General features: G+C 65.8%; 16 protein-coding genes. 14 read left to right on the forward strand and 2 right to left on the reverse strand.

Annotated elements, in window-relative coordinates:
• Positions 1-79 precede the first annotated feature (79 nt).
• From A5758_RS12335 to A5758_RS12365, 7 genes are all read left to right on the forward strand, one after another.
• Positions 80-1,321 (forward strand): cytochrome P450, encoded by a 1,242-nt coding sequence (locus A5758_RS12335; RefSeq protein WP_067204383.1) that lies wholly within the window; start codon positions 80-82, stop codon positions 1,319-1,321.
• A 7-nt stretch (positions 1,322-1,328) separates the two neighbouring features.
• On the forward strand, positions 1,329-2,342 hold the full coding sequence (locus A5758_RS12340) for an acyl-CoA dehydrogenase family protein (protein WP_067740199.1): 1,014 nt from the start codon (positions 1,329-1,331) through the stop codon (positions 2,340-2,342).
• Complete coding sequence (gene fadE29, locus A5758_RS12345) at positions 2,333-3,496, forward strand: acyl-CoA dehydrogenase FadE29 (RefSeq protein ID WP_067740203.1); 1,164 nt, start codon at positions 2,333-2,335, stop codon at positions 3,494-3,496. The genes A5758_RS12340 and fadE29 overlap by 10 nt, the downstream gene beginning before the upstream one ends.
• Positions 3,493-4,446 (forward strand): bifunctional MaoC family dehydratase N-terminal/OB-fold nucleic acid binding domain-containing protein, encoded by a 954-nt coding sequence (locus A5758_RS12350; RefSeq protein ID WP_067740205.1) that lies wholly within the window; start codon positions 3,493-3,495, stop codon positions 4,444-4,446. The genes fadE29 and A5758_RS12350 overlap by 4 nt, the downstream gene beginning before the upstream one ends.
• Positions 4,443-4,844 carry a MaoC family dehydratase gene (locus tag A5758_RS12355; RefSeq protein WP_067264566.1) on the forward strand — a complete coding sequence of 134 codons (402 nt, stop codon included), beginning with the start codon at positions 4,443-4,445 and terminating at the stop codon, positions 4,842-4,844. Before A5758_RS12350 ends, A5758_RS12355 begins: the two co-directional genes overlap by 4 nt.
• A complete protein-coding gene (locus tag A5758_RS12360) occupies positions 4,844-6,013 on the forward strand; it encodes a lipid-transfer protein (protein WP_067740207.1) in 1,170 nt (389 codons plus the stop codon). Before A5758_RS12355 ends, A5758_RS12360 begins: the two co-directional genes overlap by 1 nt.
• A gap of 119 nt (positions 6,014-6,132) precedes the next feature.
• The gene (locus A5758_RS12365) at positions 6,133-6,978 is read left to right on the forward strand and encodes a DUF559 domain-containing protein (RefSeq protein ID WP_067740210.1); all 846 of its coding nucleotides are present in this window, start codon (positions 6,133-6,135) and stop codon (positions 6,976-6,978) included.
• Positions 6,979-7,029: 51 nt separating this feature from the next.
• On the opposite strand, the gene A5758_RS12370 is transcribed toward A5758_RS12365, so the two are convergent.
• Positions 7,030-7,890: a MaoC/PaaZ C-terminal domain-containing protein gene (locus A5758_RS12370; protein WP_067740211.1), complete on the reverse strand. Its 861-nt coding sequence runs from the start codon at positions 7,888-7,890 to the stop codon at positions 7,030-7,032.
• Position 7,891: 1 nt separating this feature from the next.
• A complete protein-coding gene (gene kstD / locus A5758_RS12375) occupies positions 7,892-9,574 on the reverse strand; it encodes a 3-oxosteroid 1-dehydrogenase (protein ID WP_067740299.1) in 1,683 nt (560 codons plus the stop codon).
• Positions 9,575-9,646: 72 nt separating this feature from the next.
• On the opposite strand from kstD, the gene A5758_RS12380 reads away from it, so the two are divergent.
• The 7 genes from A5758_RS12380 to A5758_RS12410 all read left to right on the forward strand — a co-directional run bounded on the left by A5758_RS12380 (position 9,647) and on the right by A5758_RS12410 (position 15,996).
• The gene (locus tag A5758_RS12380) at positions 9,647-10,432 is read left to right on the forward strand and encodes a 2-keto-4-pentenoate hydratase (protein WP_067740214.1); all 786 of its coding nucleotides are present in this window, start codon (positions 9,647-9,649) and stop codon (positions 10,430-10,432) included.
• A 52-nt stretch (positions 10,433-10,484) separates the two neighbouring features.
• Positions 10,485-11,417, forward strand: a complete 933-nt coding sequence (locus A5758_RS12385) for an acetaldehyde dehydrogenase (acetylating) (RefSeq protein WP_067740215.1) — start codon at positions 10,485-10,487, stop codon at positions 11,415-11,417.
• A complete protein-coding gene (gene dmpG, locus A5758_RS12390; protein WP_067740217.1) occupies positions 11,414-12,475 on the forward strand; it encodes a 4-hydroxy-2-oxovalerate aldolase in 1,062 nt (353 codons plus the stop codon). The genes A5758_RS12385 and dmpG overlap by 4 nt, the downstream gene beginning before the upstream one ends.
• A gap of 64 nt (positions 12,476-12,539) precedes the next feature.
• Positions 12,540-12,851, forward strand: a complete 312-nt coding sequence (locus tag A5758_RS12395; protein ID WP_067204414.1) for a hypothetical protein — start codon at positions 12,540-12,542, stop codon at positions 12,849-12,851.
• Positions 12,852-12,938: 87 nt separating this feature from the next.
• A complete protein-coding gene (locus A5758_RS12400; protein WP_067740219.1) occupies positions 12,939-14,066 on the forward strand; it encodes a hypothetical protein in 1,128 nt (375 codons plus the stop codon).
• Positions 14,067-14,068: 2 nt separating this feature from the next.
• The gene (locus tag A5758_RS12405; RefSeq protein WP_067204420.1) at positions 14,069-14,851 is read left to right on the forward strand and encodes an SDR family oxidoreductase; all 783 of its coding nucleotides are present in this window, start codon (positions 14,069-14,071) and stop codon (positions 14,849-14,851) included.
• The gene (locus A5758_RS12410; RefSeq protein ID WP_067740221.1) at positions 14,851-15,996 is read left to right on the forward strand and encodes a sulfotransferase; all 1,146 of its coding nucleotides are present in this window, start codon (positions 14,851-14,853) and stop codon (positions 15,994-15,996) included. The genes A5758_RS12405 and A5758_RS12410 overlap by 1 nt, the downstream gene beginning before the upstream one ends.
• Positions 15,997-16,144 lie beyond the last annotated feature (148 nt).

Consider the following 16,144-nt stretch of genomic DNA (forward strand, 5'->3'; position numbering starts at 1 on the left):
TGGTGACCTGCCTTTTATCTGCGCAGGAGCCGTGTTTTACTGGCACTAGAACACGTTGCAATTGAGGAGCGCACACATCATGGCACCCCCCAACATTCCCGCCGACTTCGACTTCCTTGACCCTGACGTCAACCTCGCAGGGTTGCCCGTTGAGGAACTCGCCCAGCTGCGCAAGGCGGAGCCGATCCACTGGGTCGACATCCCGGGCGGCTCGGGCGGCTTCGAGGACCACGGATACTGGCTCGTCACCAAGCACGCCGACGTCAAGGAGGTGTCGAAACGCAGCGACATCTTCTCGAGTTGGATGAACGGCGCCATCCCGACGTGGCCGCCGGAGATGAAACGGGAGCAGGTCGAACTGCAGCGCAGCGTCATGCTCAACATGGACGCACCCCACCACACCCGGCTGCGCAAGATCATCTCCCGCGGGTTCACGCCGCGGGCCATCGGACGGCTGGAGGCCGAACTGGCCCAGCGCGCCCAGAACATCGCCAAGACCGCGGCGGCCGAGGGTAGCGGCGACTTCGTCGAGCAGGTCTCGTGCGAGCTGCCGCTGCAAGCCATCGCGGGCCTGCTCGGCGTTCCCCAAGAGGATCGCGACAAGCTCTTCCGCTGGTCCAACGAGATGACCGGTGGCACCGACCCCGAGTACGCCCACGTCGATCCCGCGCAGTCGTCCATGGAGCTGATCACGTACGCGATGGCCATGGCCGAGGAGCGGGGCAAGAACCCCACCGACGACATCGTCACCACGCTCATCGAGGCCGACATCGAGGGCGAGAAGCTCTCGGATGACGAGTTCGGCTTCTTCGTGGTCATGCTCGCGGTGGCGGGTAACGAGACCACTCGGAACTCGATCACCCACGGCATGATCGCCATGGCGAACAACCCCGATCAATGGGAGCTCTTCAAGAAGGAGCGCCCATCGACCACCGCCGACGAGATCATCCGGTGGGCCACTCCGGTATCGGCCTTCCAGCGCACCGCCAACGAGGACACCGAATTGGCCGGCGTGCAGATCAAGAAGGGTCAGCGGGTGGTGATGTCCTACCGGTCGGCCAATTTCGATGAAGAGGTCTTTGAAGACCCGCACACCTTCAACATCCTGCGCGACCCGAATCCCCATGTCGGCTTCGGCGGCACCGGCGCCCACTACTGTATCGGCGCGAACCTGGCCCGCATGACCATCAACCTGATCTTCAACGCGGTCGCCGATCACATGCCGGACCTCAAGCCGATCGGCGAGCCCGAGCGACTGCGGTCGGGTTGGCTCAACGGGATCAAGCACTGGCAGGTCGACTACACCGGCGCCACACGGTGACGTCCTGATGGACTTCAATCTCACTGCGACGCAACAGGCCGTCGCCGATGTGGTGACGTCCGTTCTGGACCGGGATCTCAACTGGGAAGCGCTGGTCAGCGGGGGCGTGCCGGCGCTGCCGGTCCCCGAGCGTCTGGGCGGTGACGGCGTGGGCCTGCCCGAGGTCGCCACGGTGCTGACTGAGGTGGGTCGTCACGGCGCCATCACGCCGGCGTTGGTCACGCTCGGTTTCGGCGTGGTGCCCCTGCTCGACCTGGCGTCCGATGAACAGCAGGACCGGTTCCTGGCCGGTGTCCCGAAGGGCGGCGTGTTGACGGCCGCGCTCAACGAGCCGGGGACCGCGCTGCCCGACCGGCCGTCGAGCACCTTCGCCAACGGGCGGCTGTCGGGCACCAAGGTCGGTGTTGGCTACGCCGGACAAGCGGATTGGATGATCGTCACCGCGGACAGCGCGGTCGTCGTCGTGTCGCCGAAGGCCGACGGTGTGCAGCTTGTCCAGACCCCGACGTCCAGCGACACCGATGAGTACACGGTGACGTTCGCTGACGTCGCGGTCGGTGACTCCAACGTGCTGGCGGGCGCGACGGCCCCCCGGGTCAACCAGTTGGCGCTGGCGGCAATCGGCGCGTACGCCGACGGATTGGTGGCGGGGGCGTTGCGACTCACCGCCGACTACGTGGCCAACCGCAAGCAGTTCGGCAAGCCGCTGTCGACGTTCCAGACCGTGGCCGCCCAGCTCGCCGAGGTCTACATCGCCTCGCGCACCATCGATTTGGCGGCGAAGTCGGTCGTGTGGCGACTGTCCGAAGGGCGGGATGCTGACGACGACCTCGATGTCCTGGGGTACTGGGTCACCTCGCAGGCGCCGCCGGTGATGCAGCTCTGCCACCACCTGCACGGCGGCATGGGAATGGACATCACCTATCCGATGCACCGGTACTACTCCACAATCAAAGACCTGACCCGGCTGCTGGGCGGGCCTTCTCATCGTCTCGACCTGGTGGGAGCGCAATGTTCATAGACCTGACTCCGGAGCAGCGTCAGCTGCAAGCGGAATTACGGGAATACTTTTCGAACCTGATCTCCTCCGATGAGATGAAGGCGATGGAGCAGGACCGTCACAACGAGGCCTATCGTGCGGTGATCCGGCGGATGGGCCGGGACGGCAAGCTCGGGGTCGGATGGCCAAAGGAGTTCGGCGGGTTGGGTTTCGGCCCGATCGAGCAGTCGATCTTCGTCAACGAGGCGCATCGGGCCGACGTGCCGCTGCCCGCGGTGACGTTGCAGACAGTGGGTCCCGTCCTGCAGCAATTCGGTAGCGAGGCGCAGAAGAAGAAGTTCCTGCCGGCGATCCTGGCCGGTGAGGTGCACTTCGCGATCGGTTACACCGAGCCCGAGGCGGGAACCGATTTGGCCTCCCTGCGGACCACCGCCGTGCGTCAGGGTGACGAGTACATCGTCAATGGGCAGAAGATCTTCACCACCGGCGCTCACGACGCGGACTACATCTGGCTGGCCTGCCGCACGGATCCGGAAGCCGTGAAGCACAAGGGCATTTCGATCCTGATCGTCGACACCAAGGATCCCGGTTATTCCTGGACGCCGATCATCCTGTCCGACGGCGCCCACCACACCAACGCCACGTACTACAACGACGTGCGCGTGCCCGCGGACATGCTGGTCGGCGAGGAGAACGGCGGCTGGCGGCTGATCACCACCCAGCTCAACAACGAACGGGTCATGCTGGGCCCCGCGGGCCGTACGGCCGGCATCTACGACCGGGTGCACGCCTGGGCGTCCAAGCCCGGCGCCGACGGGGTCACGCCGATCGACCACGCCGACGTCAAGCGGGCGCTCGGTGAGATCCACGCGATGTGGCGAATCAACGAGCTGCTGAACTGGCAGGTCGCCGCCGCGGGCGAGGACATCAACGTGGCCGATGCCGCCTCGACGAAAGTCTTTGGTACGGAGCGTATTCAGTACATCGGCCGGCTCGCCGAGGAGATCGTCGGCAAGTATGGCAACCCGGCCGAGTCGGAGACCGCCGAGCTGCTCAACTGGCTGGACTCGCAGACCAAGCGGAACCTGGTGATCACCTTCGGTGGAGGCGTGAACGAAGTGATGCGAGAAATGATCGCGGCCGCCGGCCTCAAGGTGCCGAGGGTGCCCAGGTGACCGACATCCAGGAAGCGATCGCGGAGATCAAGGCGGCCGGGGGTCCGAAGCCGCGCGCCGGCCGCGACCCGGTGAACCAGCCGATGATCAACAACTGGGTGGAGGCCATCGGCGACGGCAACCCGATCTACGTCGACGAGGCCGCCGCCCGCGCCGTCGGACACCCGGGAATTGTGGCCCCGCCGGCCATGATTCAGGTGTGGACCATGTTCGGCCTGAGCGGGGAACGGCCGAAGGACGACCCGATGGGGCCCATCATGCAGTTGTTCGACGACGCCGGCTACATCGGCGTCGTCGCCACGAACTGCGAGCAGACCTATCACCGCTACCTGCAGCCCGGCGAGCACGTCAGCATCACTTCGGAGATGGGCGACGTAATCGGGCCCAAGCAGACCGGTTTGGGTGAGGGCTATTTCATCAACCAGCACATCATCTGGCGGGTCGGGGACGAGGATGTCGCCGAGATGAATTGGCGCATCCTGAAATTCAGGCCGCGCGAGGCCGCTGAGCAGGCGTCGTCGGTGCCCACGGACCTCGACCCCGATGCCATGATGCGCCCCTCGTCGTCGCGCGACACGGCGTTCTTCTGGGAAGGCGTCAAGGCACACGAGCTGCGGATCCAACGGCGGCCCGACGGCAGCCTGCAGCACCCGCCGGTGCCCGCCGTGTGGCAGGACAAGGCCGCTCCGATCGACTACGTGGTGGCGAGCGGTAAGGGCAAGCTCTTCAGTTTCGTTGTGCACCACGCACCGAAGGTGCCCGGGCGCACGCTGCCTTTCGTGATCGCGCTGGTCGAACTCGAGGAGGGCGTGCGGATGCTCGGCGAGCTGCGCGGGGCGGACCCGGGCTCGGTGGCGATCGGAATGCCGGTGCGCGCAACCTATATCGACTTCCCGGCCGGCGACACCGGCCCCGAGTGGACCCTGTACGCATGGGAGCCAGACGCATGAGCGCCCCGACCATCGAAGTGGGCACCGTATTGCCGGAGCTGAAGCTGCACGGTGATCCCACGTTCATCATCTCGACGGCCCTGGCCACGCGCGACTTTCAGGACGTACACCACGACCGCGATCTGGCGCAGGCCAAGGGGTCGAAGGACATCTTCGTCAACATCCTGACCGACACCGGGCTGGTGCAGCGTTACGTCACCGACTGGGCGGGTCCGTCGGCGCTGATCAAGTCCATCGGGCTGCGGCTCGGGGTGCCGTGGTACGCCTACGACACGGTGACCTTCTCCGGTGAGGTGACCGCCGTGGACGACGGCCTGATCACGGTGAAGGTGTTCGGCCGCAACAGCCTTGGTGACCACGTCATCGCGACCGTGACCCTGAGGATGGGGGACTCCTGATGTTGTCGGGTAAAGCCGCGATTGTCGGCATCGGCGCCACCGACTTCTCGAAGGACTCCGGTCGCAGCGAGCTGCGGTTGGCGGCCGAGGCGGTGCTGGACGCGTTGGACGACGCGGGTCTTTCGCCGTCCGATGTCGATGGGCTGACCACCTTCACGATGGACACCAACAACGAGACTGCTGTCGCGCGGGCGGTCGGCATCGGTGATCTGAAGTTCTTCTCGCAGATCGGATACGGCGGCGGCGCCGCGTGCGCGACCGTCCAGCAGGCGGCGATGGCCGTCGCCACCGGAGTGGCGGACGTCGTGGTGGCGTACCGGGCATTCAACGAGCGCTCGGGCATGCGGTTCGGCCAGGTGCAGACCAGGCTGGTGGGAGATGCCCGCGCACAAGCGGATTCGACCGCCGCGGACAACTCGTTCTCCTACCCGCATGGCCTCTCGACGCCGGCCGCGCAGGTCGCCATGATCGCCCAGCGCTACATGCACCTGTCCGGTGCGACCAGCCGCGACTTCGGCGCCATCTCGGTGGCCGACCGTAAGCACGCCGCCAAGAATCCGAAGGCGTACTTCTACGAAAAGCCGATCACCATTGAGGACCACCAGAATTCGCGGTGGATCGCCGAGCCGCTGCGACTGCTGGACTGCTGCCAGGAAACCGATGGCGCGGTCGCGATCGTGGTGACTTCGCCTGAGCGCGCGCGGGACCTCAAGCAGCGGCCGGCCGTCATCGAGGCGGCATCGCAGGGCTCGAGCCCCGACCAGTACACGATGGTCAGCTACTACCGACCGGAACTGGGCCTGCCCGAGATGGGCGTGGTGGGCCAGCAGCTTTGGCAGCAATCCGGCTTGAAGCCGTCCGACATACAGACCGCCATCTTGTACGACCACTTCACGCCCTTCACGCTGATCCAGTTGGAGGAGTTGGGATTCTGCGGCAAGGGCGAGGCCAAGGACTTCATCGCCGATGGCGCGATTGAGATTGGTGGCCGGCTTCCCATCAACACGCATGGCGGTCAGCTCGGTGAGGCCTACATCCACGGCATGAACGGCATCGCCGAGGGCGTGCGGCAATTGCGCGGCACCTCGGTGAACCCGGTCCCCGACGTCGAACACGTGCTCGTCACCGCGGGCACGGGTGTGCCCACGTCGGGCCTGATCCTGGGCTAGGCCGGGTTCTCCTTTTCGGTCACCGCCCGGCTAGCCGGGCGCTCGGCGCTCAACGTGCGGCTGGACGGGCACTGGGCAGCTGAAGTGACGCCGGCGGTTAGGCGTGCGACCCTGCGGCGATGGGTGAGCCATTTGTCGGAAGCGAAGCCATTGCGTGTGGACTCGTCACGAAGAGCCGATTGGAAGCGCGCTACCACCGGCTTTTTCCCGGCGTCTACATCGATCGCGATGCCGAGCTCACCGCCGCGGTGCGCGCCAAGGCCGGGTGGCTGTGGAGCGGCCGCCGGGGAGTTGTCGCGGGGTTCTCGGCGGCGGTGCTACACGGGAGCAAATGGGTCGACGACACAAGAGTCGTGGAACTGATCCACACCAACCACCATCGCTCGCCTGGAATACAGCTGCATACGGAAATCGTCGCGGCGGATGAAATCGAAATAATCGGTGGCCTGACGGTTACATCGCCGACCAGGACAGCGCTGGACCTCGGCTGCTGGTATCCGACGATGACTGCCGTGGCGGCTATTGACGCGTTGGCCGGAGCGACGGAAATCAAGGCAGCTGACGTCGAGCTGTTAGCGCGCAGGTATGCGGGACGCCGAGGCATTGCGCGAGCCCGGCGAGCAGCTGACCTCTTCGACCCCGGGGCGCAGTCTCCGAAGGAGTCATGGCTTCGAGTCGTGCTGATCGAGGCTGGCCTGCCGCGGCCCCAGACACAGATTCCGGCGCTCGACGAATTCGGCAGCGTGTTCGCGTATTTGGATATGGGGTGGGAGGAGGTCAAAGTTGCGGTGGAGTACGACGGTGAGCAGCACCGCAGCGATCGCTGGCAGTACACCTGGGATGTTCGGAGGCTGGAAACGCTCGAGCGTCTGGGTTGGATCGTTGTAAGGGTGGTCGCGGGCGACCGGCCCGGCGACATCATTTACAGGGTTCGCGCTGCGCGTGCTCGTCGTGTGCCCGGCTAGCCGGGCACACAACCACGACCCCCCGGCTAGCCGGGCGGTCGGCGCAAGTCCCTACGCCGGCACCAGCTCTACGCCGCTCAAAACCACGGCGTTGTCGCGGGCAGGCGCGACGACGCTGGCCAGCAGGCGCCCGTCTTCCTTCCAGATGCCGACATTGAGCGTCTCGCCGGGGAACGCCACACCGGCGAAGCGCGCGCCGTAGGCGGCCACCGCGCCGGCGTCGCCGTCCAGCAGCGTGTCGACGATGGCCTTGCACGTCATGCCGTACGTGCACAGGCCGTGCAGGATGGGCTGCGAAAAGCCGGCCGCCGCAGCGAATTCCGGATCGGAGTGCAGCGGGTTGCGGTCCCCGCAGAGCCGATACAGCAGCGCTTGCTGCTGCAGGATCGGCACCGCCACCTCGACATCGGGCGCGCGGTCCGGCGCCGCGTCCGACGTGGACGGCCCGCGCTCGCCGCCGAATCCGCCTTCGCCACGGGCGAAGATGGACCGCCGCTGGGTCCACAGCAGCGTGCCGTCGGGCGCGCTGACCGTCGTCTCGCTCCAGATCACCGCGGCCTTGCCCTTGTCCCAGATGTCGGTGAACCGGGTGACGGCGCGAGCGGATCCCGAGGGCGGCAGCGGTCCGGGCACCTCAACCCGTTCGCTGGCGTGCAGCACCTTGCCCAGCTCGATGTCGATGCCGGGGAATTGCACGGTCGGCGGCTTGGTCATGTGAAAGGACGCCGCCACGTTGCCGAACGTCGGCAGGACCTGCGGTGTGTCGTCAACGAGGTAGCGCAGTTCGCGCGGGTCCATCGGATCCTTGCCGGCCCCCAACGCCAATTGGTAGAGCTGCACATCGCTGCTCGTCCAGGCGAATTCGATGGGGTCCAGCTCGGCGGCCAGCGCGACGTCTACATCGATAGGCATATCAGTTTTCCCCCGCGATGTGCAGTGCGGCCAAGTAACCGAAGGTCATCGCCGGGCCAATCGTGCCGCCCGGACCCGGGTAGGTGTGACCCATCACCGGGGCACTGACATTGCCTGCGGCGTAAAGGCCTTCGATGATCGAACCGTCGTCGCGCAGCGCACGGCCGTGGATGTCCGTGCGGATGCCGCCCTTCGTGCCCAGGTCTCCGGGCACCATCTTGGCGGCGTAGTACGGCGCGTGGGTGAGCTCGCCGAGGTTGGGGTTGGGCTTGTTGGTCGGGTCGCCGTAGTAGCGGTCGTAAGCGCTCTCGCCGCGGTGGTAATCCTCGTCGACGCCTGACCGGGCGAAGCCGTTGAATCGCTGCACCGTGGCCAATAACTCGGCCGCCGGAAGACCGGCCTTTTGGGCGAGCTCCTCGAGCGTGTCGGCTTGGATGATGACCCCGGACTCCAGCCATTTGCGGGGAATGCGTTGCCCCGGCTGCAATCCCGCGAAGATATAGCGGTCCCGGTATTGCTGGTCGAACACCAGCCACGCCGGAATGTTCTCGCCCGGCCCCGAGCCCTGGCCGAATTCCCCGCCGTACATGTGGTGGCAGGCCTCGACGTAGGGCATCGACTCGTTCATGAACCGCTTGCCCGACATGTTCACGATGATGGATCCCGGCGAATTGCGTTCCGACAACGCGAACCACGGTGCGCCCACCAGCGGGACCGTCGGGCCCCACCAGGCGTCTTCCATCAGTTCCAGTGCGGCACCCAGCTTTTCGGCGGCCATGATGCCATCACCGGTGTTGGCCTTGGCGCCGACGGTCCACTCCGTGGTGATCGGCGCGCGCTGGTACTTCACGCGCATCTGTTCGTTGTGCTCGAAGCCGCCCGAGGCGAGGATCACCCCACGACGGGCCCGGATGAGGCGCGGCTCCGATGACTCGGATGCGCCGCTATCGCGGACATAGACCCCGCGCACCACGCCGTCCTCGACGTACAGGTCGGTCAGCGCGGTGTTGAGCAGCACCGGGACGCCCGCCCGCTGCAGCCCGATCCGCAGCGGGCCGATCAACGCCCGGCCCATGCCGACGAGGTTCTTACCGGTCGCCTTCGCCCACATCGTGCGGGCGCCGACCTTCAGGCTGCGCAGCACACCCCGAGGGTGTCGCTTGAGCTGGTTCAGCCGCACGTAGTCCTGTTGCATCACAACCACGTTGAGCGGCACCTTGCCGTATGCCGGTTCCAGCCCGGCCTCGTCGGGTCCGAGCTTGCGGGCGTCGAACGGCTTCGGCTCGATCGAGCGGCCTTCCGTGCGACCGCCCGGCGCCTCCGGGTAGTAGTCGGAGTAGCGCGGAACCCAGCACATCTTCAGCGGCGTGTGCTTCAGCACGAACGACAGCATCTCGGGTCCGCGGTCGAGGTAGGTGTCGATGCGCTCCGGCTCGACGACGTTGCCGACGATCCCGTGCAGGTAGGTCCGGGCCGCCTCGGGATTGTCGCGGACGCCGTCGCGCTTGAGCACGTCGTTGTTGGGAATCCACACGCCACCACCAGAGCGGGCGGTGGAGCCACCAAAGTGCGCAGCCTTCTCGATGACTACTGTGGAAAGGCCCCGGTGAGCGGCGGTAAGGGCAGCCACCATGCCGGCTCCGCCGCTCCCGACCACGACGACGTCGAGCTCCTGTGCTGTCATGTAGAACACGTTATAGAATTGCCCAGGCCGGGCGCTACTGGGCCGGTCACACGAACGAGGGGACTTCTGCAGATGCTCAGTGTTGCGACGCGAGACGGGCTTGCTGCCGACTTGGCGCAGGCTGAGCGGAGCCGCGAGCCGATCGCGCCGCTGACTGCCGCCCACCCGGACATCGACGTCGTCGACGCCTACGAAATCCAGCTGATCAACATCCGTCAGCGGGTCGCCGAGGGGGCCCGCGTGCTGGGCCACAAGGTGGGCCTGTCGTCGAAGGCGATCCAGCAGATGATGGGGGTCGACGAGCCGGACTACGGGCATTTGCTGGACGAGATGGAATTGTTCGAGGACACGCCGGTCAAGGCAAACCGCTACCTGTGGCCGAGGGTCGAGGTCGAGGTCGGTTTCATCCTGAACGCCGACCTGCCGGGAGCCAGCTGCACCGAGGAAGACGTGCTGGCGGCCACCGAGGCGCTGGTCCCTTCGATCGAGTTGATCGATACCAGGATCACCGACTGGAAGATCGAGTTGTGCGACACCATCGCCGACAACGCCTCGTCCGCGGGCTTCGTTCTCGGCAACGCGCGCGTCTCGCCTCGCGACGTCGACCTGAAGGGCATCGACGCCGTGTTGCGCTGCAACGGCGAGGTGGTCGCGGAGGGCCGCACCGACGCGGTGCTGGGCAACCCGGTCACCGCGGTGGCTTGGCTGGCCCGCAAGGTGGAGGGCTTCGGTGTACGGCTGCGCAAAGGCGATCTGGTGCTTCCCGGATCGTGCACGCGAGCAATCGACGCGCACGCCGGCGACCAGTTTGTGGCCGACTTCACGGGCCTGGGTTCTGTTCAGTTGTCGTTCGAATAGTCTCGAATTAAATCGTCGGACTTAAATATCTAGAGCTTCGCAAAGGAGCGTCATGCCGGCTAAGGCGAGTGTGGCCATTGTCGGGTCGGGAAACATCAGCACTGACCTGCTCTACAAACTGCTGCGGTCGGACTGGCTGGAGCCGCGCTGGATGGTGGGCATCGACCCGGAAAGCGAAGGCCTGGCACGGGCCCGCAAGCTGGGTCTGGAGACCACGCACGAAGGTGTGGACTGGCTGCTGGCCCAGTCCGAGAAACCCGACCTGGTGTTCGAGGCGACCAGCGCCTACGTGCACCGGGACGCGGCGCCGAAGTATGCGGCCGCGGGAATCCGGGCGATCGACCTGACGCCGGCCGCGGTGGGCCCCGCGGTCATCCCGCCGGCCAACCTCCGCCAGCACCTGGATGCGCCGAACGTCAACATGATCACCTGCGGGGGACAGGCGACCATCCCGATCGTGTACGCGGTCAGTCGCGCGTTGGTCGACCAGGGCGGCGTGCCGTACGCCGAGATCGTGGCGTCGGTGGCGTCGGTCTCCGCGGGGCCGGGCACCCGGGCCAACATCGATGAGTTCACCAAGACCACCAGCAAGGGTGTGGAGACCATCGGCGGTGCCAAGCGCGGCAAGGCGATCATCATCCTCAACCCCGCCGACCCACCGATGATCATGCGCGACACCATCTTCTGCGCCATCCCCGAGGACGCCGACCGGGACGCGATCGCCAAATCCATCCACGACGTCGTGGCCGAGGTGCAGACCTACGTGCCGGGGTATCGGCTGCTAAACGAGCCGCAGTTCGACGAGCCGTCGATGAACTCCGGTGGTCAGGCGGTCGTCACCACGTTCGTCGAGGTCGAGGGCGCCGGCGATTACCTGCCCCCGTATGCGGGCAACCTGGACATCATGACCGCCGCGGCCACCAAGGTCGGCGAGGAGATCGCGAAGGAATCCTTATCCGCGACGGCGGGAGGAGCGCAGGCATGAGCACTCAGGAGATCTTCTTCAACCCGATCTGGGACGTCCGGATGACCGACACGTCGTTGCGGGACGGCTCCCACCACAAACGCCACCAATTCACCAAAGAAGAGGTGGGCGCCATCGTGGCGGCCCTGGACACCGCGGGTGTGCCGGTCATCGAGGTCACCCATGGCGACGGGCTGGGCGGCTCGAGCTTCAATTACGGATTCTCCAAGACGCCCGAGCAGGAGCTGATCAAGCTGGCCGCCGAGACGGCCAAGGAAGCCAAGATCGCCTTTTTGATGCTGCCCGGCGTGGGCACCAAAGAGGACATCAAGGAAGCCCAGAACAACGGCGGCTCGATCTGCCGGATCGCCACCCACTGCACCGAGGCCGACGTGTCCATTCAGCACTTCGGCCTGGCGCGCGAGCTGGGGCTGGAAACCGTCGGGTTCCTGATGATGTCGCACACCATTTCGCCGGAAAAACTTGCGCAGCAGGCTCGCATCATGGCCGACGCGGGCTGCCAGTGTGTCTACGTGGTCGACTCGGCCGGCGCGCTGGTTCTCGAAGGGGTCCGCGACCGGGTGGCCGCACTGGTCGCCGAATTGGGGTCGGCTGCTCAAGTTGGTTTTCATGGGCACGAGAACCTCGGCCTGGGGGTGGCGAACTCGGTGGAGGCGGTCCGGGCGGGCGCCAAGCAGATCGACGGCTCGTGTCGCCGGTTCGGCGCCGGCGCGGGCAACGCGCCCGTCGAGGCGCTCATCGGGGTGTTCGACAAGATCGGCGTCAAGACGGGTATCGACTTCTTCGACATCGCCGACGCCGCCGAAGAGGTGGTCGCCCCGGCGATGCCGGCCGAATGCCTGCTGGATCGCAACGCGCTGATCATGGGCTACTCGGGGGTGTACTCGAGCTTCCTCAAGCACGCCATCCGCCAGTCCGAGCGCTACGGCGTACCCGCGCATCAGCTGCTGCACCGGGCGGGTCAGCGCAAGCTCATCGGCGGCCAGGAAGACCAACTCATCGATATCGCGCTGGAAATCAAGCGCGAGCAAGAAAGCGGCACCGCGTCCTCGCGCTGACCACCTCCTCCTGAGCGACGAAACGCACAGGTTACGCAAAGCTGCCGCGAGTACTCTGGCGCGCATGAGCACATCCAACACAGTCGGCGCTCGCCGCCGCGGGCTGTACGGCCTGCTCGCCGGGGGGCTGCTGACCGCCACCGCCGCCGCGGTCATCGCGGTGCCACTGGCGGGCACAGTCAACGCGGCTCCCCAGTGCAACCAGACCGTCGGAAATTCCATCGACTCGTACCTGAAGCAGCACCCCCAGCTCCACCAGGAGCTGCAGGCCAGATCTCAGGCCGAGGGCGGTAACGGCAACGTCATGGACTACCTGAATCGGCATCCCGACGTCCGGCAGCACCTGATCGACCTGTCGCAGCAGTGCGCGCCCTAGCGAGTCGGCCTCGTCCTTGAACGTGCGGCCGACGCGCGGGAACGTTCGCCATTGACGAAAAAGTAGAACACGTTCTAGCGTCTAGGCGTGTTCTCTGATCCCCTCACCGCCGCGATCGTCGAAGCCGAGAAACTGATCGCCGACGCCCCCCACATCGAGACCGACGCCGACCTGCTCGAAGGGCTGCAGTACCTGGCGGGCTGCGTTTCGGCCTGCATGCACCTGGCCTTCGACTACGACCGGGACCACCCGTTCCTGCAGTCGGGCACCGGACCGTTCACCAAGATGGGCCTCGACAACCCCGACACCCTCTACTTCGGCACCCGGGTGCACGCCAATCACGACTACGTCGTCACGGGCCGGCGCGGCACCACGACCGATCTGAGCTTCCAGCTGCTCGGCGGTGAATACACCGACGACAACGTGCCGGCCAGCCAGGCCGCGTTCGACGACCGCGAACTCGAAATCGACGCGGACGGCAGCTTCGAGTGGCGGGTGCGGCCCACCAGCCCGGGGCAGCTGGTCATCCGCGAGGTCTATGGCGACTGGTCGGCACAGCGCGGCACGCTGGCCATCTCCCGGCTGGACACCGCAGGCACCGCCCCACCGCCGCTGACCCGCGAAACCATCGAAAAGCGTTACGCCACAGCCGGGAAGCAACTCGTCAACCGGGTGAAGACCTGGCTGCAATTCCCGCAGTGGTTTTATCTCGACCTCCCGGTCAACACCATGGTCGCACCGCGGCTGACGCCGGGTGGGCTGGCGACGCAATATTCGTCGGTGGGACACTACGACCTGCGGCCCGATCAGGCACTGGTGATCACCATCCCGGTCTCCGACGCCCCCTACCTCGGCTTCCAACTGGGCAGCCTGTGGTACATCTCGCTGGACTACATCAACCACCAGACGTCGCTGAACAATACTCAGGCGCAAGCGGATCCGGATGGAAAGGTGCGCATCGTCGTGGCCGACCAGAACCCGGGGGTGACCAACTGGGTGGAGACACTGAACCATCGGCGGGGCTTCCTGCAGTTCCGCTGGCAGCGGGTGTCCCGTCAACTCACCGAGGCCGACGGCCCCACCGTGGAACTGGTCGACTTCGACGCCATACCGGCCACGTTGCCCTACTTCGAGCACAATAAGATTTCCGACGACGAATGGCGTGCGCGAATAGCGCTGCGTCAACAACAAATTGCGGCCAGGATGCTGGGGTGACGATGTCAGGATTGCTCAACGACAAGGTCGTCGTCATCAGTGGCGTGGGACCGGGGCTCGGCACCACCCTGGCGCACCGGTGCTCTCAGGACGGTGCCGACCTGGTGCTGGCGGCGCGGACCGTGGAGCGGCTGGAAAACGTCGCCAAGCAGATCAACGACACCGGGCACAAGGCGTTGGCGGTGCGTGCCGATATCACCGACGACGACGAGGTCAACTACCTCGTCGAGACCACCATGGCGACCTACGGCAAGGTCGACGTGCTGGTCAACAACGCGTTCCGGGTGCCGTCCATGAAGCCGTTGGCCGGCACCAGTTTTCAGCACATCCGTGACGCGATCGAGCTGAGCGCGCTCGGCGCGTTGCGGCTCATCCAGGCTTTCACGCCCGCGCTGGAGAAGTCGCACGGATCGATTGTCAACGTCAACTCCATGGTGCTACGGCACTCCCAGGCCAAATACGGCGCCTACAAGATGGCCAAGTCCGCGCTGCTGTCCATGTCGCAATCCCTGGCCACCGAGCTGGGTGAGAAGGGCATTCGCGTCAATTCAGTTGCCCCCGGCTATATCTGGGGTGAAACATTGCAGGCGTATTTCGAGCACCAGGCTGGCAAGTACGGCACCACGGCGGAGGAGATCTACGCGGCCACCGCGGCGAACTCCGACCTGAAGCGCCTGCCCACCGAGGACGAGGTGGCCTCGGCGATCCTTTTCCTGGCCAGCGATCTGTCCAGCGGCATCACCGGGCAGACCCTGGACGTCAACTGCGGGGAGTACCACAACTGATGTCCGATCGCACCGATATCGGCACCGTCGACGAACTGCACGCATCGGCCACCAAGCTGACCGGGCTCGACGACTTCGGCACCGACGACGACAACTACCTCGAAGCGCTGGAGGTGCTGCTGGACTCGTACCGGCGTGAAGCCGGTCTAACGGTGTTGGGCAGCAAGATGAATCGGTTCTTCCTGCGCGGCGCGTTGGTGGCCCGGCTGCTGTCCGAGGCGTCCTGGAAGCAGTACCCGCAGCACGCCGACGTGGTGATCGAACGCCCGATCTTCGTCACCGGCCTGGTGCGCACCGGCACCACCGCGCTGCACCGCCTGCTCGGCGCCGACCCCGCGCATCAGGGCCTGCACATGTGGCTGGCCGAATTCCCGCAGCCTCGTCCACCACGCGAAACCTGGGAGTCGCATCCCCTCTATCGCCAACTCGACGATCAATTCAACAAGCACCACCAGGACAACCCCGGGTACACCGGCCTGCACTTCATGGCCGCATACGAACTGGAGGAGTGCTGGCAGCTGCTTCGGCAATCGCTGCATTCGGTGTCCTACGAGACGTTGGCGCATGTGCCCACGTACGCGCAGTGGCTGTCGCAACAGGACTGGACGCCGTCCTACCACCGGCACCGCAAGAACCTCCAACTGATCGGACTGAACGACACCGAAAAGCGTTGGGTGCTGAAAAATCCCAGTCATCTGTTTGCGTTGGACGCCTTGATGGCGACGTATCCCGACGCGCTGGTGATTCAGACACATCGGCCGGTCGAGACGATCATGGCTTCGATGTGCTCGCTGGCTCAGCACACCGCGGAGGGATGGTCGACATCGTTCGACGGAGCTCAAATCGGCGCTGACGCAATGGATACCTGGTCGCGTGGACTGGAGCGCTTCAACACCGCCCGCGCCAAATACTCGCCGGCTCAGTTCTATGACGTCGACTACAAGGAACTGATCGCCGATCCGATCGGCACGGTGGCCGACATCTACCGCCACTTCGGATTGTCGCTGACCGAGGAGGCGCGGGCGGCGATGGAAAAGGCGCACGCCGACAGTCAATCCGGCGAGCGGGCGCCGAAACACCGCTACTCGCTGGCCGATTACGGGCTGACCGTGGAAACCGTCAAGGAGCGGTTCGCGGGACTGTAGATCAGTCGCCGATACGCCGCGGCCCTAACCACACACCGTCTGGAGGCCCGATGGCGCCGGCCCGTTCGCGCGCCGAAGGCCGGTGATGCCGCGAACCGATGGCCAGCGCTCGGGACGGCGACATCGCGGCGGTATTCCTCGAGGCGTT

Source organism: Mycobacterium sp. 852014-50255_SCH5639931 (genome assembly GCF_001665605.1).
Lineage (GTDB): Bacteria > Actinomycetota > Actinomycetes > Mycobacteriales > Mycobacteriaceae > Mycobacterium > Mycobacterium paraffinicum.

Excerpts from the sequence above, each read along its gene's own strand:
- A5758_RS12410 (WP_067740221.1), top strand. The coding sequence starts at position 14,851 with ATGTCCGATCGCACCGATATCGGCACCGTCGACGAACTGCACGCATCG.
- A5758_RS12380 (WP_067740214.1), top strand. The coding sequence starts at position 9,647 with ATGCTCAGTGTTGCGACGCGAGACGGGCTTGCTGCCGACTTGGCGCAG.
- A5758_RS12385 (WP_067740215.1), top strand. The coding sequence starts at position 10,485 with ATGCCGGCTAAGGCGAGTGTGGCCATTGTCGGGTCGGGAAACATCAGC.
- A5758_RS12370 (WP_067740211.1), bottom strand. The coding sequence starts at position 7,890 with ATGCCTATCGATGTAGACGTCGCGCTGGCCGCCGAGCTGGACCCCATC.
- A5758_RS12355 (WP_067264566.1), top strand. The coding sequence starts at position 4,443 with ATGAGCGCCCCGACCATCGAAGTGGGCACCGTATTGCCGGAGCTGAAG.
- A5758_RS12405 (WP_067204420.1), top strand. The coding sequence starts at position 14,069 with ATGTCAGGATTGCTCAACGACAAGGTCGTCGTCATCAGTGGCGTGGGA.
- A5758_RS12360 (WP_067740207.1), top strand. The coding sequence starts at position 4,844 with ATGTTGTCGGGTAAAGCCGCGATTGTCGGCATCGGCGCCACCGACTTC.
- dmpG (WP_067740217.1), top strand. The coding sequence starts at position 11,414 with ATGAGCACTCAGGAGATCTTCTTCAACCCGATCTGGGACGTCCGGATG.
- kstD (WP_067740299.1), bottom strand. The coding sequence starts at position 9,574 with ATGACAGCACAGGAGCTCGACGTCGTCGTGGTCGGGAGCGGCGGAGCC.
- A5758_RS12335 (WP_067204383.1), top strand. The coding sequence starts at position 80 with ATGGCACCCCCCAACATTCCCGCCGACTTCGACTTCCTTGACCCTGAC.
- A5758_RS12395 (WP_067204414.1), top strand. The coding sequence starts at position 12,540 with ATGAGCACATCCAACACAGTCGGCGCTCGCCGCCGCGGGCTGTACGGC.
- A5758_RS12340 (WP_067740199.1), top strand. The coding sequence starts at position 1,329 with ATGGACTTCAATCTCACTGCGACGCAACAGGCCGTCGCCGATGTGGTG.
- fadE29 (WP_067740203.1), top strand. The coding sequence starts at position 2,333 with ATGTTCATAGACCTGACTCCGGAGCAGCGTCAGCTGCAAGCGGAATTA.
- A5758_RS12365 (WP_067740210.1), top strand. The coding sequence starts at position 6,133 with ATGGGTGAGCCATTTGTCGGAAGCGAAGCCATTGCGTGTGGACTCGTC.